At 61.1% G+C, this 25,382-nt stretch carries 23 protein-coding genes and 2 pseudogenes; 24 read left to right on the top strand and 1 reads right to left on the bottom strand.

Translation table 11 applies throughout. The features are described from left to right. Nucleotides 1-194: 194 nt before the first annotated feature. The 24 genes and pseudogenes from NKJ26_RS01225 to NKJ26_RS01110 all read left to right on the top strand — a co-directional run bounded on the left by NKJ26_RS01225 (nucleotide 195) and on the right by NKJ26_RS01110 (nucleotide 23,914). Nucleotides 195-1,742, top strand: a complete 1,548-nt coding sequence (locus NKJ26_RS01225) for an aldehyde dehydrogenase family protein (RefSeq protein WP_352693090.1) — start codon at nucleotides 195-197, stop codon at nucleotides 1,740-1,742. Between the two features lie 60 nt (nucleotides 1,743-1,802). Continuing rightward, nucleotides 1,803-3,119 (top strand): aspartate aminotransferase family protein, encoded by a 1,317-nt coding sequence (locus NKJ26_RS01220; protein WP_352693088.1) that lies wholly within the window; start codon nucleotides 1,803-1,805, stop codon nucleotides 3,117-3,119. 64 nt (nucleotides 3,120-3,183) lie between these two features. Then, on the top strand, nucleotides 3,184-4,353 hold the full coding sequence (locus tag NKJ26_RS01215; RefSeq protein ID WP_352693086.1) for an NAD(P)/FAD-dependent oxidoreductase: 1,170 nt from the start codon (nucleotides 3,184-3,186) through the stop codon (nucleotides 4,351-4,353). A gap of 44 nt (nucleotides 4,354-4,397) precedes the next feature. Beyond that, the gene (locus NKJ26_RS01210) at nucleotides 4,398-5,159 is read left to right on the top strand and encodes an amino acid ABC transporter ATP-binding protein (protein WP_352605082.1); all 762 of its coding nucleotides are present in this window, start codon (nucleotides 4,398-4,400) and stop codon (nucleotides 5,157-5,159) included. Next, nucleotides 5,156-5,797, top strand: a complete 642-nt coding sequence (locus tag NKJ26_RS01205) for an amino acid ABC transporter permease (RefSeq protein WP_352693084.1) — start codon at nucleotides 5,156-5,158, stop codon at nucleotides 5,795-5,797. The genes NKJ26_RS01210 and NKJ26_RS01205 overlap by 4 nt, the downstream gene beginning before the upstream one ends. Further along, nucleotides 5,794-6,453 carry an amino acid ABC transporter permease gene (locus NKJ26_RS01200; RefSeq protein WP_352605086.1) on the top strand — a complete coding sequence of 220 codons (660 nt, stop codon included), beginning with the start codon at nucleotides 5,794-5,796 and terminating at the stop codon, nucleotides 6,451-6,453. Before NKJ26_RS01205 ends, NKJ26_RS01200 begins: the two co-directional genes overlap by 4 nt. 38 nt (nucleotides 6,454-6,491) lie before the next feature. Continuing rightward, on the top strand, nucleotides 6,492-7,307 hold the full coding sequence (locus tag NKJ26_RS01195; protein ID WP_352605088.1) for a substrate-binding periplasmic protein: 816 nt from the start codon (nucleotides 6,492-6,494) through the stop codon (nucleotides 7,305-7,307). A 706-nt stretch (nucleotides 7,308-8,013) separates the two neighbouring features. Next, nucleotides 8,014-8,277: pseudogene (locus tag NKJ26_RS01190) on the top strand (ABC transporter permease); the annotation flags it as partial. After that, nucleotides 8,274-9,185 carry an ABC transporter permease gene (locus tag NKJ26_RS01185; protein WP_352693081.1) on the top strand — a complete coding sequence of 304 codons (912 nt, stop codon included), beginning with the start codon at nucleotides 8,274-8,276 and terminating at the stop codon, nucleotides 9,183-9,185. The pseudogene NKJ26_RS01190 and the gene NKJ26_RS01185, both read left to right, overlap by 4 nt. Nucleotides 9,186-9,779: 594 nt before the next feature. Beyond that, nucleotides 9,780-10,046 carry a helix-turn-helix domain-containing protein gene (locus NKJ26_RS01180; RefSeq protein WP_352605092.1) on the top strand — a complete coding sequence of 89 codons (267 nt, stop codon included), beginning with the start codon at nucleotides 9,780-9,782 and terminating at the stop codon, nucleotides 10,044-10,046. 131 nt (nucleotides 10,047-10,177) lie between these two features. Then, nucleotides 10,178-10,924: pseudogene (locus NKJ26_RS01175) on the top strand (YoaK family protein); the annotation flags it as partial. 278 nt (nucleotides 10,925-11,202) lie between these two features. Then, nucleotides 11,203-11,517 (top strand): helix-turn-helix domain-containing protein, encoded by a 315-nt coding sequence (locus NKJ26_RS01170; protein ID WP_352605094.1) that lies wholly within the window; start codon nucleotides 11,203-11,205, stop codon nucleotides 11,515-11,517. Next, nucleotides 11,514-13,535 carry a hydrogenase 4 subunit B gene (gene hyfB / locus NKJ26_RS01165; RefSeq protein ID WP_502903068.1) on the top strand — a complete coding sequence of 674 codons (2,022 nt, stop codon included), beginning with the start codon at nucleotides 11,514-11,516 and terminating at the stop codon, nucleotides 13,533-13,535. Before NKJ26_RS01170 ends, hyfB begins: the two co-directional genes overlap by 4 nt. Continuing rightward, the gene (locus NKJ26_RS01160; protein WP_352605096.1) at nucleotides 13,526-14,482 is read left to right on the top strand and encodes a respiratory chain complex I subunit 1 family protein; all 957 of its coding nucleotides are present in this window, start codon (nucleotides 13,526-13,528) and stop codon (nucleotides 14,480-14,482) included. Before hyfB ends, NKJ26_RS01160 begins: the two co-directional genes overlap by 10 nt. Continuing rightward, the gene (locus NKJ26_RS01155; protein ID WP_352693079.1) at nucleotides 14,482-15,144 is read left to right on the top strand and encodes a hydrogenase-4 component E; all 663 of its coding nucleotides are present in this window, start codon (nucleotides 14,482-14,484) and stop codon (nucleotides 15,142-15,144) included. Before NKJ26_RS01160 ends, NKJ26_RS01155 begins: the two co-directional genes overlap by 1 nt. Further along, nucleotides 15,141-16,592: a hydrogenase 4 subunit F gene (locus NKJ26_RS01150; RefSeq protein ID WP_352605098.1), complete on the top strand. Its 1,452-nt coding sequence runs from the start codon at nucleotides 15,141-15,143 to the stop codon at nucleotides 16,590-16,592. Before NKJ26_RS01155 ends, NKJ26_RS01150 begins: the two co-directional genes overlap by 4 nt. Nucleotides 16,593-16,611: 19 nt before the next feature. After that, nucleotides 16,612-18,129: a hydrogenase large subunit gene (locus tag NKJ26_RS01145; RefSeq protein WP_352693077.1), complete on the top strand. Its 1,518-nt coding sequence runs from the start codon at nucleotides 16,612-16,614 to the stop codon at nucleotides 18,127-18,129. Nucleotides 18,130-18,141: 12 nt separating this feature from the next. Next, nucleotides 18,142-18,681 (top strand): NADH-quinone oxidoreductase subunit B family protein, encoded by a 540-nt coding sequence (locus NKJ26_RS01140; RefSeq protein WP_352605102.1) that lies wholly within the window; start codon nucleotides 18,142-18,144, stop codon nucleotides 18,679-18,681. Between the two features lie 227 nt (nucleotides 18,682-18,908). Continuing rightward, the gene (locus tag NKJ26_RS01135; protein WP_352693074.1) at nucleotides 18,909-19,550 is read left to right on the top strand and encodes a TetR/AcrR family transcriptional regulator; all 642 of its coding nucleotides are present in this window, start codon (nucleotides 18,909-18,911) and stop codon (nucleotides 19,548-19,550) included. Next, nucleotides 19,540-19,992, top strand: a complete 453-nt coding sequence (locus NKJ26_RS01130) for a cupin domain-containing protein (protein WP_352693072.1) — start codon at nucleotides 19,540-19,542, stop codon at nucleotides 19,990-19,992. The genes NKJ26_RS01135 and NKJ26_RS01130 overlap by 11 nt, the downstream gene beginning before the upstream one ends. Nucleotides 19,993-20,386: 394 nt before the next feature. Continuing rightward, nucleotides 20,387-21,355 (top strand): helix-turn-helix domain-containing protein, encoded by a 969-nt coding sequence (locus tag NKJ26_RS01125; RefSeq protein WP_352693070.1) that lies wholly within the window; start codon nucleotides 20,387-20,389, stop codon nucleotides 21,353-21,355. 144 nt (nucleotides 21,356-21,499) lie between these two features. Continuing rightward, on the top strand, nucleotides 21,500-23,017 hold the full coding sequence (gene adh, locus NKJ26_RS01120; protein ID WP_352693068.1) for an aldehyde dehydrogenase: 1,518 nt from the start codon (nucleotides 21,500-21,502) through the stop codon (nucleotides 23,015-23,017). Nucleotides 23,018-23,086: 69 nt separating this feature from the next. Further along, nucleotides 23,087-23,419 carry a DUF779 domain-containing protein gene (locus NKJ26_RS01115; RefSeq protein WP_352693066.1) on the top strand — a complete coding sequence of 111 codons (333 nt, stop codon included), beginning with the start codon at nucleotides 23,087-23,089 and terminating at the stop codon, nucleotides 23,417-23,419. A gap of 63 nt (nucleotides 23,420-23,482) precedes the next feature. After that, on the top strand, nucleotides 23,483-23,914 hold the full coding sequence (locus NKJ26_RS01110; protein ID WP_352693063.1) for a potassium channel family protein: 432 nt from the start codon (nucleotides 23,483-23,485) through the stop codon (nucleotides 23,912-23,914). 13 nt (nucleotides 23,915-23,927) lie between these two features. On the opposite strand, the gene hemN is transcribed toward NKJ26_RS01110, so the two are convergent. After that, nucleotides 23,928-25,277, bottom strand: coding sequence for an oxygen-independent coproporphyrinogen III oxidase (hemN, locus tag NKJ26_RS01105; protein WP_352693303.1), 1,350 nt, complete (start codon nucleotides 25,275-25,277; stop codon nucleotides 23,928-23,930). Nucleotides 25,278-25,382 lie beyond the last annotated feature (105 nt).

Below are 25,382 nucleotides of genomic sequence, written 5' to 3'. Positions count from 1 at the left end.
AACTACGGGAACCTTATCGTGCGACGCAAGGTAGGCGGGCAAGGCTTCCCGACGAAATCGGTCGATAAAGCGTCCTGCCATGCAAACGAAAAATAAGACCGAAATCCGGATTAAGTACCGATTTACGGCATCCGCAATTGACTCGCTTTTAAATCCTGTTAATCGGGTCATAGACCGATTTTCGGAGAATTTGAATGCCAGCAATTCCACGTGTCACCTATTCGAACATCGGCGTCGATTTCTCGCCCGTGCACTCCCACCTCGACGCACTCATTCCTGGATTCGAGCGTGACGTGTTGGGACGGGAATGGTCGACGCCCTTCGCCACCGGTGCGAGAAGTTCTTTGGCGAGTCCGATCGATGCGAGGCTTTCACTGGGCCAGTTTCCGGTCTCCACGACCGCTGATGTGGAGTCGGCGATCAGGGCTGCCCGGACCGGGGCCAAGATCTGGAACCGCTCGTCCCTCGATCAGCGCCTTGCATTCGGAGCACGCTGGCGGGAAGCACTTGCCACCCGGAAGTACGATCTCGGCCTCGCCGCGCTCTACGAGATCGGCAAGTCCCGCATCGAAGCGATCGGCGAGGCCGAAGAATGCGTCGACATGGTCGACTACTACGCCTCCGAACTGAGGGCGAACAACGGCTTCGTGCGACCGATGAACGAACTGGTGGAGAACGAGACTGCCACCAGCTTCATGAAGCCGTACGGCGTGTTCGGGGTCATAGCGCCGTTCAATTTCCCGCTCGCCTTGTCCATCGGCATGGTTTCCGGCGCTCTGTTGACCGGCAATGCCGTCGTCTACAAGCCGTCCCCGGGCTGTCCGCTGACCGGACTCATCATCGCCGAGACGCTGAGGGAAGCTGGTCTTCCTGAAGGCGTGTTCAACATCGTTGTCGGCGACGGAGAAGTCGGTCGTTTCCTGGCGACGCACGAAGGTATCGATGGCGTTGCTTTCACCGGATCGCACAAGACCGGAATGAGCATTTTGCGCCATATGGCGACGTTACCGCATATGAAGCCTGTCATCGCTGAGATGGGCGGCAAGAATCCGGCATACGTGACAAGCAAAGCGGATCTCGAGCGCGCGGCCCAGGGCGTCGCCCGGTCGGCCTTCGGACTGCAGGGACAGAAGTGCTCAGCGTGCTCGGTCGTATACGTCGACGAGAAGGTCAAAGCCGAGTTCATCGATAAGCTCGTCGCGTTTTCCAGCAAGCTTGTCGTGGGTGATCCGCGCAAGAAGGAGACCTTCATGGGTCCGATCTACGGCGATGCAACGGTCGAGCGTTTCAAGGCCGCCGTCCTCGAAGCCGGAACGACTGGCAAGGTCCATTTTGGCGGCGCCGCTCTCGGTCAAGGATTCGCGGAGAACTACGTCCTGCCGACCATTGCCGAACTGGACGGGCCCGGTCGCCTGACCCGCGAAGAACTCTTCATGCCCTTTGTCGTGGTGCGCGGCTTCGAAAGCCTCGACGCCGCGATCGAGGAAGGCAACGACATAGCGTACGGCCTTTCGGCTGGCATCTTCACCGAGGACAAAGCCGAGCTGCAGCGGTTCCTGGATGCGGCGGAAGCTGGCGTTCTCTATGCCAACCGCGCAAGCGGAGCCACCACGGGCGCATGGCCAGGCGCGCAGCCGTTCTGTGGCTGGAAGGGAACTGGCGTCAGTGGCAAGGGCGGGCTCGGCTCCTGGTTCCTGCCGCAGTACCTGCGCGAGCAGAGCCACACCATCATGACCAGGTGATCGGACTGCGGATCGCGGCTCTTCGCGACCCGGGCCACCCCAGCAAAGGTTTCGCAAATCATGCGCCATTATCCAGAGTCCATGCCCAAATCCCGCGAGATGTTCGAGCGGGCCCGCAAGGTCATGCCGGGCGGCAACACCCGGACGACCGTCTTCATCGATCCGTTCCCGATCTACGCGCAACGCGGAGAAGGCTGCCGTGTGTGGGACGTAGACGGAAACGTCTACTACGATTGCATCAACAATTTCACCGCGATGATCCACGGGTACTCGCACCCAGACGTGACGGCCGCGGTCATCGACCAGATGTCGCACGGCACAGCGTTCGGCGCTCCGACCGAAAGCGAGCTGGAGCTGGCCGAACTGCTTGTCGAGCGACTTCCCTCCGTCGAGCAGGTCCGTTTCGCCAACTCCGGCACCGAAGGTGTCATGATGGCGATCAAGGCCGCCCGGGCTTTCACTGACAGGTCAAAGATCGTCAAAATCGAGGGTGCCTACCACGGTTCATATGACTTCGCGGAGGTCAGCCTCGACAGCTCGCCGAGTAACTGGGGTGATCTCCCAGCCTCGACCGCCTACGCCAAGGGCACTCCACGTGGCGTCCTGGACGATGTCATCGCCGTTCCGTTCAACGACATCGAAGCGCTTCGAGCCGTCTTTGGCGCTCACGGCGAGACGATCGCTGGTGTCCTGATCGATCCGATGCCCAACCGCGCTGGACTGATCCCCGCTCGCAAGGACTATCTCGTTGCGATGGTGGAGATCGCGCACGCCGCCGGATCGCTGGTCATCTTCGACGAGGTGATCTCGTTCCGGCTGGGCCATTCCGGGGCGCAAGGCCTCTGGGACATCAAGCCGGACCTGACCGCACTCGGAAAGATCATCGGCGGCGGTTTTCCTGTTGGCGCGGTCGGCGGCCGCGCCGAGGTCATGGCGGTCTTCGATCCCACGCGCGGGAAGCCCGCCCTGCCCCATGGCGGCACGTTCACCGCAAACCCGATCACGATGCGGGCGGGCCTGGCGGCGATGCGCGCACTCACCCCGGCGAACTTCGATCACCTGGATAGGATCGGTAAGAAGCTGCGGGACGGGATCACGGCATCGCTGAGGCGCCACGGCCTCGACGGTCAGTGCGTGGGCCTTGGTTCGCTGTTCAAGATCCACTTCACCTCTCTGCCGATAACGGACTACCGCTCGGTCTATCCGGGTGCGGCCGAGCGCAAGAAGCTTGACTTGCTCCACAAGGAGTTGCTCGACCGGGGCGTGCTTTCAGCGAGCTACGGCCTATTCGCCCTGTCCACTTCGATGACCGACGGCGACACGGACGAAGTCCTGACAGCCATCGACGCGGCGCTCGAGGTGGTCTCCAGGAAGTAGCGCCGCCATCGCCTCGTGCCAGTGATAGGCATCGAATGACAGCCATGGAGCAATCGGAATTCAAATGACAGCCTCACCACGTGTCGTCGTTATCGGAGCAGGAACGCTCGGCATTTGCTCGGCGCATGCTCTTGCGGAACAGGGTGCACGGGTCACCGTCATCGATGCGAACTCGGTCGCATCGGGTTCAAGCGGGCGCTCGGTCGGCGTGGTCGGGACACAGTTGACCGATCCGTTCGAGATCCAGCTTCGTGTCCAGTCCGTGCGCCGTATCCGGAATTGGGAGGAGCGGCTGGGCCTCAACTTCAATCACATCGGATACCTGCGTCTTGCACGCACGTCTGCCCAGATGGACCTCTTTGCCAAGTCGGTCGAAATCCAGCGCGAGGCCGGGTTCAGATCCCGCGTCTATCAGGCGGACGAGCTGACGCAACTTGTCCCGCATATCAGTAGCGATGGTCTGGCGGGCGGCATCTTCGGCCCGGACGACGGCTTCCTAGACCCTCATGAGATGTGCGCACTGCTGGCAGCGGAGTTGAAAGGGCTGGGCTCCAAAGTCCTCCAGTTTTGCGCTCTCCTCGGCGTCGATAAAACTCGCGACGGATATCGACTGGAAACCGGACGCGGCACTCTCGAGTGTGACTTCGTGGTCAATGCCGCAGGCGCATGGGCACCTCGGGTCGCGACAATGTTCGGACAAGAACTCCACGTCCGCCCCGAGCGTCACGAGGCGCTGGTGATCCGACTGGACGAACCCCTGCCCTACACGATGCCGATGGTGATGGATCTCGTGAACGGTGAAGGGACGGGTCTCAATTTCCGTCACGAGAAGGCGGACGAACTCATCGCCGAGATCCACAAGGTGAAATCCACCGTTCCCGAAAACCCGGACGATTTCAACGATCAATGTGACGAAGATTCCAAGGTCTCGCTCGCCGAGATGCTGCTTGAGCGCGTTCCCGATCTTCCGGGTGCCCGGCTCGGCCGCGGCTGGGCTGGCCTTTATCCCGTTACAGCAGACCATCGTCCATATGTCGGGCCGATCGATCCATCGGAACCCCGCTTGATCTCGGCTGCAGGCGCTGGTGGCTATGGGATTCAGCTGGCCCCTGTCATCGGCTTGATCACAGCGGACTGGGTGCTGAGAGGTACGCCAAACACTGTTCCGTATTCGCACAAGCTGGCGCCCACACCGGACCGGAACGTCTCGGCCGGCCATGCAGCAGCCGCGTAACCCCGCGCTCCATCCACAAGGCGCTAGCGCAAGGACACCGAGCCGTGCCTGAATCAGAGACCATCGTCCGTATCAAAAACATCAATGTCACCTACGGTGGTCAATACGCCGTCAAGAACGTCTCCCTTGATGTCAGTCGCGGCGAAGTCGTCGCGATCGTTGGACCGAGCGGAGCTGGCAAGAGCACGCTGCTGCGCGCGATCAACATGCTGGAGCAGCCCTCGTCCGGCACGATCGAGGTCGGTGCGTTCAGTTTTGCCGTCGACAATAGGCTGACCGCCGGCGAGCTTCTCAAGCTCCGCAGGTCGACGGGTATGGTTTTCCAGTCCTTCAATCTTTTTCCCCACATGACGGTACAGCGCAATATCTCGCTGCCGCAGATGCGGGTGCTGGGACGTCCCAAGGCCCAGGCGTATACGCGCACGGCACAGCTGCTCGAACGCGTACACCTCGCCGACAAGGCGCATTCGTATCCCGCACATCTATCGGGCGGTCAGCAGCAGCGCATCGCGATCGCCCGCGCGCTGGCCTTGGACCCAAAGGTCATGCTGTTCGACGAGCCCACCAGCGCTCTCGATCCAGAACTCGGGCTCGAGGTGCTCGCAGTGATGCGGGAGCTGGCCGACGAAGGCATGACGATGATCATCGTCACGCACGAGATTGCTTTCGCCGCAGATGTCGCCGACCGCGTGATCGTGATGGCAAACGGCGAGATCATCGAGCAGGGTTCGCCTGACGCCGTGATCCGCAATCCTTCGTCGCCGCGGACCCAACAATTCTTCCGAGCGGTAGTGGATCGCAAATGATCGACCTGCTTGTCGCGCTCATGAAGGGCATTCCGGCGACGCTGACGGTTACGGCAGGCGCGTTCGCGGTCGGCGCGTTCGCGGCGGTCCCGCTGGTGCTGATGCGGCGCTCTCATTCGCCCCTCCTCAAGATTCCGGCTCGCATCTACATCGATGTCGTTCGCGGCATACCGCCCATCGTCTGGCTCTTCATCATCTTCTTCGGCTTGGGCAGCGGACTGCTTGTCCTCAGCTCTTATCAGGCTGCCATCATCGGAATGGGCCTGGTTTCGACGGCCTACCTCGCGGAAATCTATAGAGGCGGCTTCCTTTCCGTTTCGAAGGAACAGGGCGAGGCGTCGAATGCGCTGGGAATGACCCGCGTCGACACTCTTCGCTATGTCCTGGCGCCACAGGTGCTGCGCGTGTCGGTCGCGCCGATGGCGACCTTCATGGTCAGTCTGCTCAAGGACACGACGGTCGCGTCTACGATAGGCGTGCGCGACGTCATGATGTACGTGTCTCAGCATGCCCAGGGCGGAGGCGGCAGTTTCGCGCCGTTCATCTTTGCGGCCCTGCTCTACATCGCCCTCTCCATACCCGTCGCCGTGCTTGCGCGCGTAATGGACGAGAGACTGCGCGCGAGGGGGGCGAGATGAACGAGATGCTCTCCAACTGGGTCGACTGGTCGCCTCAGCTTTTCCAGGGGCTTCTTGTGAGCCTTCGACTGGCGGGTCTGGCGTTGCTCTTCGGCCTGCCTTTTGGCCTGGTCCTCGCCCTCGTTTCTTCCAGCAAGAACAGGCTTTTCCGATACTTCGCAGTTGTCCTGGTGGAGATCGGGCGCGGTGCGCCTGCACTGGTCGTCCTGCAGATGGTTTACTACGGCCTCCCGGCCTCCGGCATGACGGTCAGCGCCTTTACGTCCGGCGCGATCGCACTTGCGCTGACGACGGGCGCTTATTCGAGCGAAATCCTCCGCGCCGGACTGAACGCCGTACCTCATCGCGAGATCGAGGCGGGCCGGGCGCTTGGCATGACCTACAACGATATCCTTCGTTTCGTGGTGATACCGCAGGGCATCCTGTTCGCAGTCCCTGCCCTGATGGGCTTCGCGATCCTGATCTTCCAGGCGACGGCACTGACCTACACCATCGCCATTCCCGAGCTTCTGGCGCGCGCCTACCGAGTGGGTGCCGCCACCTACCTCTACCTCGATGTCCTGATTCTGGCGGGCTTGTTCTACCTCGCCATCACCGTCCCGTTCGGATGGCTGGTCTCGTACACCGAACGTAGGCTGGGCAGCCATCTCGGCTGAACGGCGATCAAAAACAATTCGCATCAGAGGAGAGCATAATGAACAACTGGTACAAGATCACTTCGGCAGCCGCCGTTGCTACGGCACTGAGCCTCGGCGCCGCGTCCGCACAGGACTGCAAGCCCCAGCACACTTTCGAGACCGTGTCCGCTGGCAAGCTCACAGTTGCCCTGACGAACACCGCCCCCTACTCCCTCGAGAAGAACGGCGGAGTCGCCGGAATCGACGGGGATCTCGTGAAGCGCTTCGCGAAGGAGAACTGCATCGAGATCACCTACGAGATCTTCACGTATCCGGGTGCCGTCTCGGCCGTTCAGTCCCGTCGTGCCGACATCGCCATCGGCGGGTTCTACCGCACGGCCGCCCGCGGCAAGGTTGTTGCCCTATCGACCCCGGTCTACCTCGACCAACTTTCGGTCACTTCCGCGGACGGCATCGACACTGTCGACGGCCTCCTTGGCAAGAAGGTCGGCACCGTGGAGGGCTACCTTTGGGTCCAGGACATGGAGAAGCTCTACGAAGGCTCCAAGACTTACCCGTCTTCGCTCAACCTGGCGCAGGACCTTCATGCGGGTCGCATCGAGGCCGGGCTTGACGGCTTCGGTTCCGCAGTCATCCAGAACGAGGGCCAGAAATACAAGGTCCAGGTCCTGAAGCAGGATCCCCGGATCGAGGCTACACTGAATCCTTCTCAGACCGCGTTCCTGCTCGACAAAAGCAACGAAGGGCTCGTGAAGGCAGTAGATGAATCCGTCGAAGCCTACCGCAAGGACGGCGCCATAGCCGAAGCGCTGAAGGCATACGGTCTCGACCCCTCGGCCGCCAATGTCGGCGAAGCTCGCGTCATCGAGTAGTCTACCGATAAGGCAGCCCTTTCGGCCACCCCGAGAGGGCTGCCTGGGCCCCCTGCGACATTCAAGACCAAGCCCATCGCAGGTCTCAGATGGGTATGGGAGGTTCCAGCATTCTTCCTTTGAAGACGGTCGCCGTCATCGGCAAAGGGGTTACCGGGCATGAATCGCCGAAGGCTTCACAGCTTCCATATCGACGTCGTTCCTCATAGGACGCACCGACGAGAGCTTGGATAGAGCAGTCGCGAAGATCGGCGAAAGCCTCGAAGAATTCGACAGACATCACCTTCTCGGATCGGCCCTGCCGAAATCCTGAAGCGCATCACGACGACGACAGATACCGGACGGCCGCTGCGGCTCCGAGCAGGTGGTGTCGGAAGCCGCTGAACCTGGCCTTATTCGAAGATTTCGACCGTATCTGGCCACGAGAAGCCATCCTGGCTTATCGCATCGGGCCGAACGCGGACTGACCATTGCGGATTGGAACTTATTCTACGGCCGACATGAGGCGCCTTGCAGACTCGCACATTCTGAGGCCGGAAGCTGACTGTCGACTATTGGGAGCAATTGGTCCAAAGCGGTCGTTCCGTTCTGATCCGAAGCGGTCCAAGAACCAGATCGGCCGCCCCACTAAACGTGCCCGAGGCCACCTCTGGGAAGTAGTTTTGAATCCACCAACACCGCAACAGGTCACCAATGCAGCCGTTGACAGCGCTCGATCTCGACCGGCTACGGTTATGCGGCCATCATTGTCGCCTATCTCGGCGGCTTGCATCCGATCGGCATAATCTTTTCCGCGCTCTTTATGGCTGTTCTCTACATCGGCGGCGACAATGCGATGGTGTCGGCAAACTTGCCGATCGCCGCCGTCCGCGTCTTCCAAGGCAGCTTGCTGCTCGCCTATCTCGCCGCTGTGGCCTTCGTGCGCTACCGCGTCGAGTGGCGCCGCCCCCATCACCGGAGCCAGCCATGAACGCCGTCGAGTTCATCATTTCGGGCATGCTCGCAGCCGCAACCCCCTTTCTCCTTGCCGCGCTCGGCGAGCTGGTGGTCGAGCGCGCCGGCGTCCTTAACCTCGGCGTGGAGGGCCTGATGGCCCTCGGCGCGGTGCTTGCGTTCATCGTCGTCTACCACGGCGGTGGACACCTGCTGGGCTTTGTTGCCGCCGGCCTCGGCAGCGCCGTCCTGTCCCTCGTCTTTGCAGTGCTGGCACTCGGATTCCGGGCAAACCAGGTCGCCACGGGCCTTGCGATCGGCATCCTCGGCCAGGGCCTTTCGGCGCTGTTCGGCAAAAGCTACGAGAGCCTCACGGTCAAGGGGCTCCCGAAACTTGCCTTTCCCGGCCTCTCGGAAATCCCGGTAGTCGGCAGGCTGTTTGTCGAAGACATCGTCGTATGGCTTTCCCTTGCCGTGACGTTCGCGATCTGGGCGATGTTTGCCTATACGAGGGTCGGCCTTGTCGTGAGGGCAATCGGCGAGAATCCCAAGGCTGCCCACGCCATCGGCTATCCGGTCATCGCCATCCGCGTCGCGGCGATAGCCTTTGGTGGCATGATGGCGGGTTTTGCCGGCGCCTATGCGGCGGCGGTGTACACGCCCCTTTGGGCGGACGGTATGATTGCCGGACGTGGCTGGATCGCGATCGCACTCGTTGTCTTTGGTACCTGGCTTGCTGGCCGCATCTTCCTGGGTGCCTGCCTCTTCGGCGCGGTTTCGCTGATGAGCCTCGCCGCCCAGGCGACCGGCCTGGACGTGTCGTCGCAACTGCTTTCCAGCCTTCCCTATCCCGTTACGATCGTCGTGCTCGGTGTCATCTCGGCGGACCGCCGCCTGCTCAGGCTAAACGGCGTCGCCTCGCTCGGCGAACCCTTCGAACGCTAACCACTATGCAATGTGATTTGCGAAACTCGGCGCAAGTTGAAGCATCCTGGCGCTGCGATCGGATGAGACGAGTTCCGCCTGGCGAGAGAAGCTGGACCCGCTGCTGTCGATGAATGTGGCCAAGCCGCAGCGTGAGTTGCTGACGCAGAAGGCATGGTCAAATCAGACTCCGCTGGTTGGGCCGTCGCGGTCTTACCACGCGCTTTGGCGACCGTGCTGCGAAGATTTGCTCTGCAACATTCCGCGCCGCTTTTTGCGTTCTCGAAATGCCGAAGCCGGCCGCTCAGGGGTGCCCGCTCTGCTGCCAGGAGCTTTCTCCCCAGACTTCATCCGAAGACTTCATCCGACTAGGATGAGACCACAGGCCCAAGCATGCGAGATGGCCGGGCAGCGGCCCCGACCTTTGTTCCTCGTCCAACGCCTGTGTGGTGCCAGTCAGCTCGTGACAAGGTTCGTAGCGTCGAGTCGTCCGGACACGATCGCCGAGGTTCCCTATGCCAGGACGGATCACTATTTTTCGTTTTGTATTGATGTTTCAAACGTCAATGATACCATGAGGAATATCATTTATCATATTCAGCCGCTGATACCTCAATGATCACTGCTTCCCAGCTTCGTGCCGCGCGCGCCCTTCTCGACATCGCCCAGAAAACTCTCGTTGAAATGGCAGGTGTCTCGCTGCCGACCATCCAACGAATGGAAGCCAGCCAGGGCATGCGAGGCGTTGTTGATCGCTTGATGAAAGTGATCAACGCGCTGAACCGCGCCGGCATCGAACTTCTCAGAGAACGTGTGTGCAGCGGCGATAGCGGCGGCGTCAGGTTCCGGCACGCAGATACGCGGTTGGGCAGGCCAAACTAGATCATACAAAGCCCTTGGCGCCACGCATTCGCCGTCCTTCGTCCTCCTTTCTTCCAGAAACACCCAATGAGCCTCTCCCGGCACGTCAGCTTGCGGTCCCGCCTTTCCGCTTGGAAAGGCAAGGCTCTCCCATGATCATGTATCTGCGCCGATTGACCGGAAAGGAACGAAGCGAAAGAGCCGATCGGCATCTCGCCCGTTTCCTGACCTTTGTCGCGGGGGCTGCCAATGCCGGCGGCTTTCTGGCGGTTCAGCAGTACACGTCCCATATGTCCGGCATCGTTTCGTCGATGGCTGATCATTTGGCGCTCGGCAACGTCGAACTGGCGCTTTCCGGGTTGGGGGCCTTGTCTTCGTTCGTCGCAGGTGCGGCCTGTTCGGCAGTCCTGGTCAATTGGGGAAGGCGGCAGAGTCTGCAGGGCGAATATGCGTTTCCGCTGGTCCTGGAAGCGATCCTGCTGATCTGCTTCGGTCTGCTCGGCAGCCATCTTGCGCGCCATGAAGCCCTATTCGTGCCAATGACGGTGATACTGCTTTGCTTCATCATGGGCTTGCAGAACGCCATCATCACCAAGCTGTCGGAAGCCAGAATTCGAACGACGCATGTCACTGGCCTGGTGACTGACATGGGCATCGAACTTGGCAAGCTGCTTTATTGGAACATCTCAGGCAACGACTCGAACGAACTGTTCGTGAAGGCCGATCGAAGGAAACTGAGACTGCTTGCGTCGCTTGTTGCGTTGTTCTTCATCGGCGGCGTCATCGGCGCTGTGGGTTTCAAACACGTCGGCTTTGCGGCGACGCTGTTTCTCGCAGCCATTCTCCTCGTGCTTGCCTCCATGCCCGTCCTGGAGGATGTGTCCGTTCGCGTGAGGCGGCTCTGGCAGTAGTTCGACAGACCTCTGCCACATGCGAATTTGCCGGGCGCCAGATTTGGCAGCGCTGCTCCGCCGGCTTCACGAACTTTCTTTCTCTGAGCACCTAGAGGGGCCCCTCGTCATTGTGCCGCTTCGCACGGGCTAGGCACCCAATGAGCAAAGCCCGTGCAGCAGCAAGATAGATGCGTCACGCATCATTATTTGAATGCTTCACATTTTAATATATGCTGCAACTTGTAGAGGTAATATCTCAAAGCTGGTTAAAAGGGGATGCGACCGTGATAACTGCTCCACAGTTGCGTGCTGCGAGGGCACTCCTTGGCATCGATCAGCGCAGGCTTGCCGAATTGTCCGGCCTTTCCGTGCCGACAATTCAACGCATGGAAGCCAGCGAGTCGATTATCCGAGGCAATGTCGATTCCCTCATGAAGTTGATCGGGGCACTCGATCTCGCCGGCGTCGAATTGATCGCTGAAGGCGCCTCTAGCCAAATGGGCGGGCGTGGCGTGCGGCTGAAGGCAGACTTCGATCCTGCCAAGGTTCTGGGCGGGGTCGATGCGGGCGCCAAAATCCCCGTGAGGAGCGTGGCGTGATTTCGGGGGCCGCGGTCCTCCTGTGGAGCGTTGCTGCGCTCCTGGGGACTGCGGTGCTTGCGATTGCGGAAAGCCGCAGGTCGGGCTCGGGAACACGCCTGATCTACAGCTTGACGCTCGGTATTTCGGCGGCTGTGCTCCTGGTTCTCGCCAGCCGCATCATCGATGATCCCGTCACCCCGTCGACTGCCGCGTTGCCTCTTGGGTTGCCATGGATTGGCGCTCATTTCCGTTTGGATGCGCTCTCCACCTTTTTCCTCGCAGTCGTCAATTTCGGCGGCGCCATGGCCAGTCTCTACGGCCTCGGATACGGCAGGCATGAATCCGCGCCACATCGGGTGTTGCCGTTCTTCCCGGCTTTCCTCGCAGGAATGAATCTTGTCGTGTTGGCCGATGATGCCTTCACCTTCCTGCTTTCCTGGGAATTCATGTCACTCGCCTCCTGGGCGCTCGTAATGGCGCACCATCGCGAACAGGACAATGCGCGGGCGGGGTACATATATCTCGTGATGGCGAGCTTCGGCACACTCGCGCTGCTGCTTGCGTTCGGCCTCCTGTCAGGCCCTGGCGGGAACTACACGTTCGAAGCGATGCGCGCTGCCGCTCCCACCCCGTTCGTCGCAGCTTTCGTCCTGGCTCTCATGTTGCTGGGCGCGGGCTCCAAGGCGGGACTAGTCCCGTTACACGTCTGGCTCCCGCTCGCTCACCCGGCCGCGCCAAGCCACGTCTCGGCTCTGATGAGCGGCGTCATGACGAAGGTCGCCATCTATGGCTTCATACGCGTTACCTTCGATCTGCTCGGTGAGCCGGCATGGTGGTCGGGCGTTGCAGTGCTTTTTCTGGGAGGCCTGACGGCGGTTCTCGGCATCCTTTACGCCTTGATGGAAAAGGACCTGAAGCGGCTTCTTGCCTATAGCACCATCGAAAACGTCGGCGTGATCTTCGTAAGCCTTGGTCTGGCACTGGCCTTTAAGGCGAACGCGATGCCATCGGCAGCAGCGTTGGCCCTCACCGCCGCGCTGTTCCACGTCCTCAACCATTCCTTTTTCAAGAGCCTGCTGTTTTTCGGTGCGGGCGCCGTGCTGACGGCAACCGGCGAGCGGGACATGGAGAAGCTTGGCGGCCTCATACATCGCATGCCCCTAACAAGTTTTGCCTTTCTTGTCGGCTGCGTCGCCATCTCGGCACTTCCACCTTTCAACGGGTTCGTCTCCGAGTGGCTGGCCTTCCAGGCCATATTGCAGAGCCCCGATCTGCCACAATGGGGGCTGAAAGTCATGGTGCCTGCCGTTGGTGGTCTGCTGGCACTCTCGGCGGCGCTGGCCGCGGCCTGTTTCGTGAAGGCGTTCGGGATCACTTTCCTCGGCAGGCCACGCTCGGCCGCAGTTGAACGCGCGCACGAGGTCGATCGGTACTCGCTGGCGGCAATGTTCGCCCTCGCGGCACTTTGCCTGTTTGCAGGAATACTTCCAGGTCTTGTCATAGACGGCCTCTCGTCGGTGACGCTCCCGCTGGTTGGCAGCCGAATGCCTGTGCAGATGGCGCAGGCCTGGCTGTCGATAGTGCCGATTGCGGCGAGCCGCAGTTCCTACAACGGCCTGCTGGTGTTCCTGTTCATCGCCTTTTCCGCCTCCGCCGCGGCATATGTGATCCATCGCTTCGCGTCGCATGCAGTCCGCCGGGGGCCGGCCTGGGGTTGTGGTTTTCCGGATGTGATTCCAAGCTCGCAATACACGGCCGTCAGCTTCGCACAGCCTATCCGCCGCGTCTTCGGTACATTCGTATTCCGGGCGAGGGAAACGGTCGAAATGCCGACCCCTGGCGAGATCGGCCCAGCTCGTTTGAATGTCGAAATGCATGATGTGATCTGGGAGGTGGTCTATCAGCCTATCGCCAGGGGCATCGACTTTGCGACCGACCACCTCAACCATCTGCAGTTCCTGACGATCAGGCGTTACCTGACGCTCGTCTTTCTTTTTCTCGTGGCCTTGCTTCTGGTGCTCGCATTATGGCCCTGATCCTTGAGTTGGGCGTTCAAGGTGCGCAGATGGCGCTGGTGCTTTTGCTCGCACCGCTCCTGACCGGCTTCGTGCGCAAGGCAAAGGCACGACTGTTGCGCCGCCAGGGGCCCTCCCTCATCCAACCCTACCGCGATCTCCTGCGGTTGATGCGCAAGGAAGTCGTTCTGGCGGACAATGCATCCTGGCTGTTTCGCGTGACACCCTATCTGATCTTTGCCGCTACCTGGGTCGCCGCCGCACTCATCCCGACATTCGCCACCGGCCTCACATTCAGTTGGACGGCCGATCTCATAGCCATCGTCGCACTGCTTGGAAGCGCACGGTTCTTCCTGGCGCTGGCGGGGTTGGATGTCGGCACGAGCTTTGGCGGCATCGGCGCAAGCCGCGAGGTGATGATCGCTTCCCTGGCCGAGCCCGCCATGCTGCTGATCGTGTTCAGCCTGGCGCTCGTCGCCGGCGCCACGCAGCTATCCACAGTCGCTGCCTTCATGGGCTCGCCGCAGGTTGGCCTGCGGGTATCGCTCGGGATGTCGCTCATGGCTCTCGTGATGGTGGCGATCGCCGAAAACGCCCGCATACCGGTGGACAACCCATCGACCCACCTCGAACTCACCATGGTTCATGAGGCCATGGTGCTAGAATATTCCGGTCGCCATCTGGCGATGATCGAGTTCGCGGCCTCCCTCAAACTTCTGCTTTATATGTCGCTGATTTCCTGCGTCTTCCTGCCTTGGGGGCTGGTGACCGCCCGAGCCGAACCGGGATCTTATGTTCTGGGCGTCGTTTTCTATATCGGCAAACTTGCCGTGAGCGGCACTCTCCTCGCCCTGTTTGAGACTGCCATTGCCAAGATGCGAGTCTTCCGCGTCCCGGATTTCCTGGGCGCCGCTTTGATGCTGGCCCTGCTCGGCACGCTTCTGCTGTTCGTCTCGCGGAGCCTGTGATGCACAGCCTCACATTCGACATCGCCCACCTGCTCGCCGGCGGTCTGGTGCTGGTCAGTTTCATGATGCTCTATCAGGATCGCCTCTTTGCACTGATCAACGTTTTTGCGCTTCATGCGATCGTCCTCGCCATGTCCGTGGCCTGGCAGGCATACATTCAGGACGCCCATCATCTCTATGTCACTGCGGCGATCGCTCTCGTTTTCAAGGCGATCGTAATTCCCGTTGGGCTTCATCGCATCATTCAGCGGCTTGGCATCCATCGCGACATCGAGACCGCCGTCGGCATCGGTCCGACCATGCTTGCCGGAATAGGCCTGGTGACGCTCTCTATGGTCCTGATGCTGCGGGTCACTCCCGAGGCTGACCCCCTCGCCCGTGAGGACCTGGCCTTCGCCCTGTCCATCATATTGTTGGGGCTCCTGGTGATGGTCACCCGCCACAATGCCGTCAGCCAGGTTGTCGGCTTCATGTCGCTCGAGAACGGTCTGGTGCTGGCCGCCACGGGAGCCAAGGGCATGCCGCTGGTTGTCGAGATAAGTGTCGCCTTCTCGATCCTAATCGCCTTCATCGTCATCGGCGTCTTCTTGTTCCGCATCCGCGAAAGGTTTGACTCCGTGGATGTCGGCGCGCTCGACGACTACCGGGGCGAACGTCGATGACCGCGTTTTCCTTCGATGCCGTGGCCGCCATTTTGGTGATACCAGTCGTCGCGGCCGGGCTTCTCGCGGCGCTGCCGAACTATCGGCTAACGGCCGGCCTGAATGTCGCTGCGAGCTTCCTGACCTTACTTGCCGCGCTGTCACTGTTCATGATGGATCGGCCAGAGCCTGGCCAGTATCTGCTCGTCGACGATCTCAACATCGTATTCATCGTGCTCAACACGTTCGTAGCTTTCACGACCAGCGTCTTCAGCGCCTCCTACATTGCGCACGAACTGCACACCGGACGACTGACCGCGCCGAATTTGCGGTTCTACCACGCAATGTACCAGATCATGATGTTCGGCATGAACCTCGCCTTCGTATCGAACAATATCGGTTTGATGTGGGTGGCGGTGGAGCTTGCCACGCTGACCACCGTGCTCATGGTCGGCATTTATCGCACGCATGAAGCACTGGAGGCCGCCTGGAAATATTTCATTCTGGGAAGCGTCGGCATAGCACTCGCGCTCTTCGGCACCATCCTCGTCTACATGGCCGCACAGCCAGTTGTCGGCGAGGGCACCAATGCCATGGTCTGGACAGTGCTTATCGAGCACGCGGCGCATTTCGACCCGGCTTTGCTGAATGTCGCCTTCGTCTTCCTGCTGCTCGGCTATGGGACGAAGGTTGGCCTTGCGCCTTTGCATGCCTGGCTGCCCGACGCGCACGCGGAGGGTCCGACACCGATTTCCGCGGTGCTGTCGGGCTTGCTGTTGAACGTGGCGCTCTATGCCGTGCTGCGTTTCAAGCTGCTGCTCGCGGCAAGCCCCGAAGCGATCGCGCCTGGGCCACTGATGATCACGATGGGGCTGACGTCGCTCGTTTTCGCGGCCTTCATGCTCTACCGCCGCCGCGACATCAAACGCCTGTTCGCGTACTCCTCGATCGAGCACATGGGCATCATCGTGTTCGCTTTCGGCATGGGTGGTCCGCTCGCCAACTTTGCCGGCCTGCTGCACATGGTCATGCACAGCCTGACCAAGTCGGCGATCTTTTTCACCGTCGGACACATTGCGCAGGTCAAGGGAACGCAAAACATAGCGGAGATCCGGGGACTGACGGAGACGCATCCAGGGCTTGGCTGGGCGCTCGTCATCGGCGTCGTCGCCATCGCCGGCCTCCCCCCGCTCGGCATCTTCATGAGCGAATTCCTGGTCGTGAGTTCGACATTCGCGAGACACCCCCTTTTGGCGATGCCGTTGGTATTCGGGATTCTGCTCGCTTTCGGAGCCTTGCTGCTTCGGTTGACCGGCGTCGCTTTCGGCGAACCGCGCGGCAGCACGGCGCCAGCCAAGGCGTCCTACATTCCGATGTATTCCCATTTGGCGTTGGTGTTTGCCGCCGGCATCTATCTGCCACCCCCACTGGTCACATGGTTCCAGCATGTCGCAAGTATCCTGGGATGAGCCGGACGGGAAAAAGAGCATGCTCGCACTGATCGACTTCATCCTCGCTGGCCAACGCGTCGAAGATCATGCGCCGTGGCCTCGTGCTGTGGTGACTGCGAGAAAATGGAGCTTTGCCGTTGAGCAACTGGTCGAGGGTCACTGGAGCTTGCTGGGTCTCTGGGGTGAGCCAAGCACCGTCCACATGGCGCTGCTCGATGAAAATGCCAAGGACGTCGGCGTTGTCAGCCTGGAATGCGCGGATGGCCGCTACCCGTCGGTCGGCCGGCTTCATCCGCCCGCGTTGCGCCTCGAACGCGCGGCCGCTGACCTGTTTGGGCTCTTGCCACAAGGCGCGCCCGATACACGACGGTGGCTTGATCATGGCCACTGGGGTGTCAGCTATCCATTGGGCACCCGCGTCCGGACATCTGCCCTGACAGCGTCCGCCTACCCCTTCCTTCCTACCGAGGGGGAAAGCCTGCATCAGATCCCTGTCGGGCCCGTGCATGCCGGCATCATAGAGCCGGGGCATTTCCGGTTCACGGCGAGCGGCGAAACGGTCGTCCGGCTCGAGGAGCGCCTCGGATACACCCACAAGGGCATAGAAGGTCTGATGGCGGGGTCCGACATCGATCGCGCCGCCAAGCTGGCGGGCAGAATCTCGGGCGACAGCACCGTGGCATACTCCCTTGGTTTTGCCCGCGCGGTCGAAGCGGCGCTGGGTATCGAGGTTCCATCACGCACGGTCTGGTTGCGAGCGCTCATGGCCGAGTTGGAGCGCCTGGCCAATCATCTGGGCGACATCGGCGCCATCTGCAATGATGCTGCATTCGCGCTCATGCATGCCCACTGCGGGGTGCTGCGTGAGCGTGTATTGCGGGCGAGCGATGCTGCTTTCGGCCACCGTTTGATGCGTGACCTTATCGTACCCGGAGGGCTGGCAAGCGATCTACGCGAGGAGGGAGCGCGCGCGGTTCGGTCGGTTATCGCGGAGATCAGGCAACGCTTTCCTCACCTGATTGAACTCTACGACAACACCGCCTCGCTGCAGGACCGGACCGTCGGAACCGGCCGACTGAAGGTGGAACTCGCTCGGCAATATCGCACCGGAGGGTATGTCGGCCGAGCCTCCGGCCGGAATTTCGATGCGCGGCGCAATCTCGCCTATCCACCCTATGACGAACTCGCGTTCGATGTGCCTCTTCTCCAGGAGGGCGATGTGAACGCCCGCGTCTGGATCCGCATCCGCGAGGTCGAACAGAGTCTGTCGCTCATCGAGCAAATCCTGGAGCGGCTGCCCGGCGGTCCGATCCGCGTTGATCTCGTCGTGGCAGACGGGCCGCGCGAGGGCATGGCCCTCGTCGAAGGTTTCCGGGGCGATATTCTGGCCTGGCTGCGCATTGGCAAAAGCGGCTTGGTCGAGCGCTGTCACCTGCGCGATCCGTCATGGTTTCAGTGGCCCCTCCTTGAAGCTGCGATCGAGGGAAACATCGTCGCCGACTTCCCGCTGTGCAACAAATCCTTCAACTGCTCCTATTCGGGCCATGATCTCTGAGGGAACGCTGTCATGCGCAAGCTGCTTTTTGAAAGCCTGATACATCCCCCGCTCACAGAGCGTCCGCCGGTGGCGAGCGACACGGCCCTCGATGAGCTCGCGCGTGCCCTTGATGGCGCTGCTCACAAACGATTGGGGCGAAGCCTGTCGATCCGGGCAGTCGATGCCGGTTCCTGCAATGGCTGCGAGCTTGAGATGAACGCGCTCGGCAACGCTTTCTACGACATCGAGCGTTTTGGAATCCGCTTCGTCGCATCGCCGCGCCATGCCGATGTACTGCTCGTCACCGGGCCGGTGACCAAGAACATGCGAGAGGCATTGAAGCGAACCTACGATGCAACTCCCAATCCCAAATGGGTGGTCGCACTCGGAGATTGTGCCAGGAATGGCGGCTGCTTCGCCGGTAGCTATGCCGTGATGCGCGGCGTGTCGGAGGTTCTGCCTGTCGACCTGCACATTCCGGGGTGCCCGCCACCGCCAGTCGAAATTCTGAAAGGCCTGCTCGCCTTGCTTGAGGGCGTGAATTCAAAGAGTGGTGGTCCCCGAGGTTGAATATCGCTGGCGCTTGCCTTGCGCTCCGGATCATCCCGCGTGCGGTCGGCAGCGAAGTTTTCGGTCAACCTTAAGGGGCTGACAGAATGGTGCGCAGCGCTGATCAACCGCGTTCGACCGAAGGTCTCACGTACTACTGCGATATTTAGGGACACTTATGGTGACGCCAATTGACAGCGGTCGAATTTCGTGACACAGATAGTGTCGTGAAATTTGGAACGAGCCGCATGTCTAGTGTCCGTGCCTACAACAGCCCCGTGCGCGAAGAAAAAGCGCGTGAGACACGCGAGGGGATCCTAACCGCACTGTTTGAACTCATGGATTCGGCGAGCGCCGCTGACGAGATCAGCATGGAAGCCATCGCGTTGAGGGCCGGAGTGCAGCGGCGGACCGTGTTTCGCCACTTCGCGACCAAGGACGATCTGTTGGCCACCTTCTGGCCTTGGCTGAATGCCCGGATAGGTGTCTCCGCGACACCTGAGAACCTGAAGGAGATCGTCGATGGCCCACGACAAGCCTTCCCAAAGTTCGACACGCACGAAGCGGCGATCCGCTCCTCGCTACATTCCCGGACCGGCCGCGAGATGCGGACAGGTACGGTTGCGAAGCGGCGTGCCAATTTCGCTCGCGCACTCGCTCCCGCCACCGCCTCCCTTCCGCCCGCCGAGGCCGAGAAGATCAAGTCGCTTGCCCATCTTCTCTTCTCGGCCTCTGCCTGGGAGGTCCTGAAAGACTACGGCGGTCTCACCGGAACCGAAGCTGGCGAGACCGCATCTTGGGCGTTTGAGGTGATTCTGTCCGCAGTCACTTCGGGCCACTCTCCCGCGGACGTTGCATCGCAAATGAAAGAGACAGGCAATGAAGATTGACGTCACCAACCCCAACGACGGCCAGACCCTCTGGGTCGTCGCCGATCGCATCCGCTTCCTGGGCGGCCTCGTGGGCTCGAACCTCGAACTCATCGAGGTCGAAGTCCCGCCGGGCTCCGGCACCCCGCCGCACAGCCACGCGTCGCCCGAACAGTTCTATGTAATCGACGGCGAACTTACGGTCCGCCACTTTGCCGCGGGCGGCCCGCCCGAGGTGACGATCGCGGGCCCCGGAACTTCGGTGCGTATCGGGGCCGGAGAGCCGCATAACTACTCGAACGACAGCAGCCGCCCGGTGCGGATGCTCGTGCTCATAGAATCTTCTATGGTCGTCTTCTTCCGCGACATCGGCACGGCCGAGCCGCAGACGCAGCCCGACTTCGCGCGGATCGGCGCGGCAATGCAGCAGCACGGGATAGAAATGCTGACGATGGCGGCCTGAGTTGCATCGCAATTTCGAGGGCTTCGGGGCTCTTGCGTCATATCCGGCGATGAGAGTCCCCGAAACCATCGAACCGACTGACGCCGCGCGAGTTGTATGACAGCGTTCAACATTTTGCCCGACGACTGCTCCTCAGCTTGCCAGCGGCATTAGCAACCAATCGGCGGAACCAAGGGGAATCCGCGCGAACTTTGCTTTCGATCAATGAATGTCCGGGTTTCGGGTTGGTAGGGTGTTTGGGATCGACTGAGTCAGGTGGCTAAGCGAGATGATTCGACAAATTGCTGCCTAGACACCATAGAAAGCGGAATCTGATACGACACCCGCGGTGCCTTGTCTGAAACAGCCGGAGTCCGGTAGCCGAAAGGAAAGAGTTGGGTTTGGGAGGATAAGCATGGGCGAGGATCTATCCGGTCATCATGCCGATCGCATACAGGCCGCAATTGCTTCGGACGCGGCGGCGAAATCCGCGCTGGTCGCCTCCTGGCGACGTTCTTCAAATTTGCATCGGCTTGACCCTACTGATCGGAACCCGCCGCAGTACCTGACCGAGCCCGAACTTCATGGGGCCCGACAACGGATCGAACCGCTCGTCCGGGCTGCCCAGTCGAGCCTCGACCGGCTCTATCTTGCAGTGGGCGGCGTCGGATGCTGCGTCCTTCTGGCCGATCGCGACGGCGTGCCGGTCGAACGGCGCGGCGCGCCTGTGGATGATGAGACGTTTCATTCCTGGGGATTGTGGACTGGCTCCGTCTGGAACGAACAGAGCGAGGGCACCAATGGTATTGGCACCTGTCTGGTGGAACAGCGCGTCCTGACGATCCACCGTGATCAGCATTTTCACACGCGCAACACCGGGTTGAGTTGCACCACGGCGCCGATCTATGATCACCGCGGAGATCTTGTGGCTGCCCTTGACGTATCTTCCTGCCGGGCTGACCTGACCGAGGTCTTCTCCAACCTTATTTCCATGGCCGTGGTCGACGCAGCGCGTCGGATCGAGGCGGAGAACTTCAAGATGGCATTCCCCAAAGCGCGCATTCTGCTGGCGCCGGTGCCTGACAAGGGTTCTGGCGCGCTGATCGCGGTTGATGCGGACGACCTCGTCGTCGGCGCGACCCGTTCGGCTCGCCTGGCGCTAGGAATTACGCAACTGTGTCTCGACAGGCCGATGCCTGCGGCCGATCTTCTTGGTTGGGCGGAGAGCGGCCCCGAAGTCCTCGCCGAGGCGGAGCGCGGCGTTCTGCAGCGGGCGCTGGCGCGGGCAGACGGAAATGTCTCGGCCGCGGCCCACGCGCTTGGCATCAGCCGCGCCACGCTTCACCGCAAGCTCAACCGCCTGGACGTCCACAGGGCTCACTGACCTTCGAACCGGCGCATGAGTGTCGCAATTCTGCGACACACCCCGCCCGCCCACTATCCCCCGCGCATTGCAATAGCGATGGGAGATCGCAAGTCTCTTTCCGACGCGTCGCATTCCGCAACGTCAGCTTTGGGAGGAAGACACATGAACAAGGTAGAATTCTCGCGCCCGGTCAAGGCGCCCTTCGACAAGCGCTACGGCAATTTCATCGGCGGCAAATGGGCCGAGCCCAGCTCCGGCCGCTACTTCGAGAACTTCTCGCCGGTAAACGGTCAGCTGCTGTGCGAAGTCGCGCGCTCGGATGCCCAGGACATCGAAGCAGCCCTGGACGCAGCCCATGCCGCCAAGGACGCCTGGGGGCGCACCAGCGTTGCCGAGCGCTCGCTTATCCTCAACCGCATTGCCGACCGCATGGAGGAAAACCTCGATCTCCTCGCATGCGCCGAAACCTGGGACAACGGCAAGCCGATCCGCGAAACGACCGCCGCCGACCTGCCTTTAGCCATCGACCATTTCCGCTATTTCGCCGGCGCCGTGCGTGGCCAGGAAGGCAGCCTTTCGCAGATCGACGACGATACGGTCGCCTATCATTTCCATGAGCCGCTCGGCGTGGTTGGCCAGATTATCCCGTGGAACTTCCCGCTGCTGATGGCCTGCTGGAAACTTGCTCCCGCACTTGCCGCCGGAAACTGCGTGGTCCTGAAGCCTGCCGAGCAGACCCCGGCCGCCATCCTGCTGTGGGCCGATCTTATCGGCGATCTGCTGCCGCCAGGCGTCCTCAACATCGTCAACGGCTTCGGCCTCGAGGCCGGAAAGCCTCTGGCGTCGTCGCCGCGCATCGCCAAGATCGCTTTTACCGGCGAAACCACGACCGGCCGGCTGATCATGCAATATGCCAGCCAGAACCTGATCCCCGTCACCCTGGAACTGGGCGGCAAGTCGCCCAATATCTTCTTCAAGGACGTTGTGGCCGAGGACGACGATTTCTTCGACAAGGCAATCGAAGGCTTCGTCATGTTCGCGCTGAACCAGGGCGAGGTCTGCACCTGCCCGAGCCGCGCGCTCATCCATGAATCGATCTATGACAGGTTCATGGAACGTGCCCTCAAGCGCGTCGAGGCGATCGTGCAGGGCGATCCGCTCGATCCGGCGACGATGATCGGTGCCCAGGCCTCGTCCGAGCAGTTGGAAAAGATCCTTTCCTACATCGACATCGGCCGCCAGGAAGGCGCCGAGCTGCTGACCGGTGGCGCCCGCAATGTCCTGCCCGGCGATCTGGCCGGCGGCTACTACGTCCAGCCCACGGTGTTCAAGGGTCACAACAAGATGCGCATCTTCCAGGAGGAGATCTTCGGGCCGGTGGTTTCGGTCACGACCTTCAAGGATGATGACGAAGCACTCAGCATAGCCAACGACACGCTCTACGGCCTCGGCGCCGGTGTCTGGACACGCGACAGCAACCGCGCCTACCGTTTCGGCCGCGCCATCCAGGCGGGCCGCGTCTGGACCAACTGCTACCACGCCTACCCCGCGCATGCGGCCTTCGGCGGCTACAAACAGTCCGGCATCGGCCGTGAGACCCACAAGATGATGCTCGACCACTATCAGCAGACCAAGAATATGCTGGTCAGCTACAGCCCGAAGAAGCTCGGCTTCTTCTGATCGTATCTTGGACGCGCAGGCGCGGCTCCGCGAGGGGCCGCGTCCCCACATTGGAAATCGGAAGAGACCGTGCAAGCGAAGGTCACAGCAACACCGGCGGCCATCGAACTGATCGCCGAGATTGTCGCCGAGCACGGTCCGGTGCTGTTTCATCAATCCGGCGGCTGCTGCGACGGTTCTTCGCCCATGTGCTATCCGCGTGCCGGCTTCCTCGTCGGTGACCAGGATGTGCTGCTCGGCCACATCGGCGACACGCCCTTCTACATCGGGGCGTCGCAATTCGAGGCCTGGAAGCATACCGATCTCATCATCGACGTGGTGCCTGGTCGCGGCGGCATGTTCTCGCTCGACAATGGACGGGAGAAGCGGTTCCTGACCCGGTCGACGATCTGCGCCGTGTAGGCGAAGCCAGCGGGTTTTGATTTCGAGCAAGGAAGGCGCTGCGGCAAGCTCTACCTTCCGAAGATGATTCTCAATCTGCTCATCGGCACCGTCGTCATAAGTCTGACGGTTTTGATCCACACGTTTGGTCTGATCGCCATCACCCACGCGATGGGACACCTGGTCGCCCGGTTTCGCATGCACGGGCGCCGCAGCCGCATCGTCGCGATGATCAGCGTGGTGATGGGCCTCTTTGCCGTCATGACCGCCGAGGTCTGGCTCTGGGCCGGGCTATACCGGTTGCTCGATATCTTCGCCGATTTCGAAACGGCGTTGTACTTTTCCACCATTACCTTCTCGACGGTCGGCTATGGCGATATCGTGCCCGCTCATGGGTGGCGTGTCCTGGCGGCGCTGGAGGGCGTGAACGGGTTTCTGCTCATCGGCTGGTCGACCGCCTATCTGATCGCAGCCGGCACCCGTATCGGGCCGTTCAAGGTCGGCGAGCATTTCTGACCGGGCCCGGCGCTCATACCGCTACTGAATGCCTTGCTTTTCCTGTTTCGAAATATTTGTCGAACTTCGCGGCGACGCTTCTGACAAAGGGACGGCTTTCCGCAGGCACGACGAAGCGATCGCCATCAAGTTCAAGCATGCGCGCAGGATCAAGAACGGCAGTGGAACTTGCTTTGCCGAGGAGCCTTTGGCCAGCTTCGCCAAAGCGCTCAACCAAGTCTATTGCCGAAAAGCCGAAATCGCACATGAGCCGTTCGATGATCCAGCCGCGAGCGCGATCGTCGTCGGAAAACGCGATACCCCGCACAGCGGCCAGCCCGCCGTCAGCAACCATGCGTCCATATTCGCCGGTCGAAGGCATGTTCTGCGCGTAGCCCTGCCGAAACTGGCTGATGGATGATGGACCCAGCCCGATCAAGGTTTCGCATCGATCCTCGGTGTAGCCTTGAAAGTTCCGGTGTAGAGTTCCTGCGCGAGCGGCAAGCGCCAGTGTATCGCCAGGTTTGGCGAAATGGTCGAGGCCGATTGCTTCGTATCCTTGGTCAAGAGTGGCGTGGGCTGCCAATTGCGATTGGGCAAACCGCTCCTCCGGCCCTGGCAACCAGGCCTCATCGATCATCGTCTGATGTTTCTTGAACCACGGCACATGGGCATAGCCAAAAAGCGCTATCCTATCCGGCTCCAAGGTCAACGCCTGCGCAACGGTGGAAGAGACGCTTTCCCTGGTCTGGTGTGGCAGGCCGTAAAGCAGGTCGAGATTGACGGATTCAACGCCACGCGAGCGAACACCGTCGACTACGAGTTTGGTCTGCAAAAAGCTCTGCTCGCGGTTGATCGCTTTCTGCACCTTCGGGTCGAAATCCTGGACCCCGAGGCTCGCCCTTGTCATGCCGATTTCGGCAAGCGCGTCGAGGCGGGCTTCGTCCATGTCGTTGGGTTCGATTTCGACGCTGAGCCTGGCGTCGGGAAGAAATGTGAAGCTGTCGCGCAGAAGGTTTGCCAGCGCCACCAGGTCCTTGGGCTTGAGTATAGTGGGAGAACCACCGCCAAAATGCACGGCACGCACCCGGCCCTTATCCCGGACAAGACTGGCAACGGTTGCGATCTCGGCATGCAGTGAGCGGAGATAGACGGTCACCGGTTCGTAATGCCGGGTCTGCTTGGTGTGGCAGGCACAGAACCAGCAGAGCTTGTCGCAGTAGGGGATGTGCAGATAGAGCGAGATCTCGTCGCCATCATTGAGCGCCTGCAGCCAGCCACGGCAAACGGCAGCATCAACGCCGGTATGGAAATGCGGCGCGGTCGGGTAGCTGGTGTAGCGTGGAACGTTCTCACCGAGCCTGGCAACTAATTCTGGCCGCATGTCGCTATCCGATCCCCTTTGCATGGCACGACACTGGTCACATCGGGCGCCGGCGGCCTTGATTTCGGTCAAGGCCCCGCAGACAAACTGCCGCAAGGCTTTTTT

This window comes from Mesorhizobium sp. M0152 (assembly GCF_040322415.1).
In the GTDB taxonomy this organism is placed as follows: domain Bacteria; phylum Pseudomonadota; class Alphaproteobacteria; order Rhizobiales; family Rhizobiaceae; genus Mesorhizobium.
The sequence above is the reverse complement of the archived record's forward strand: the minus strand, read 5'-3'. Positions and strand labels throughout refer to the sequence as shown.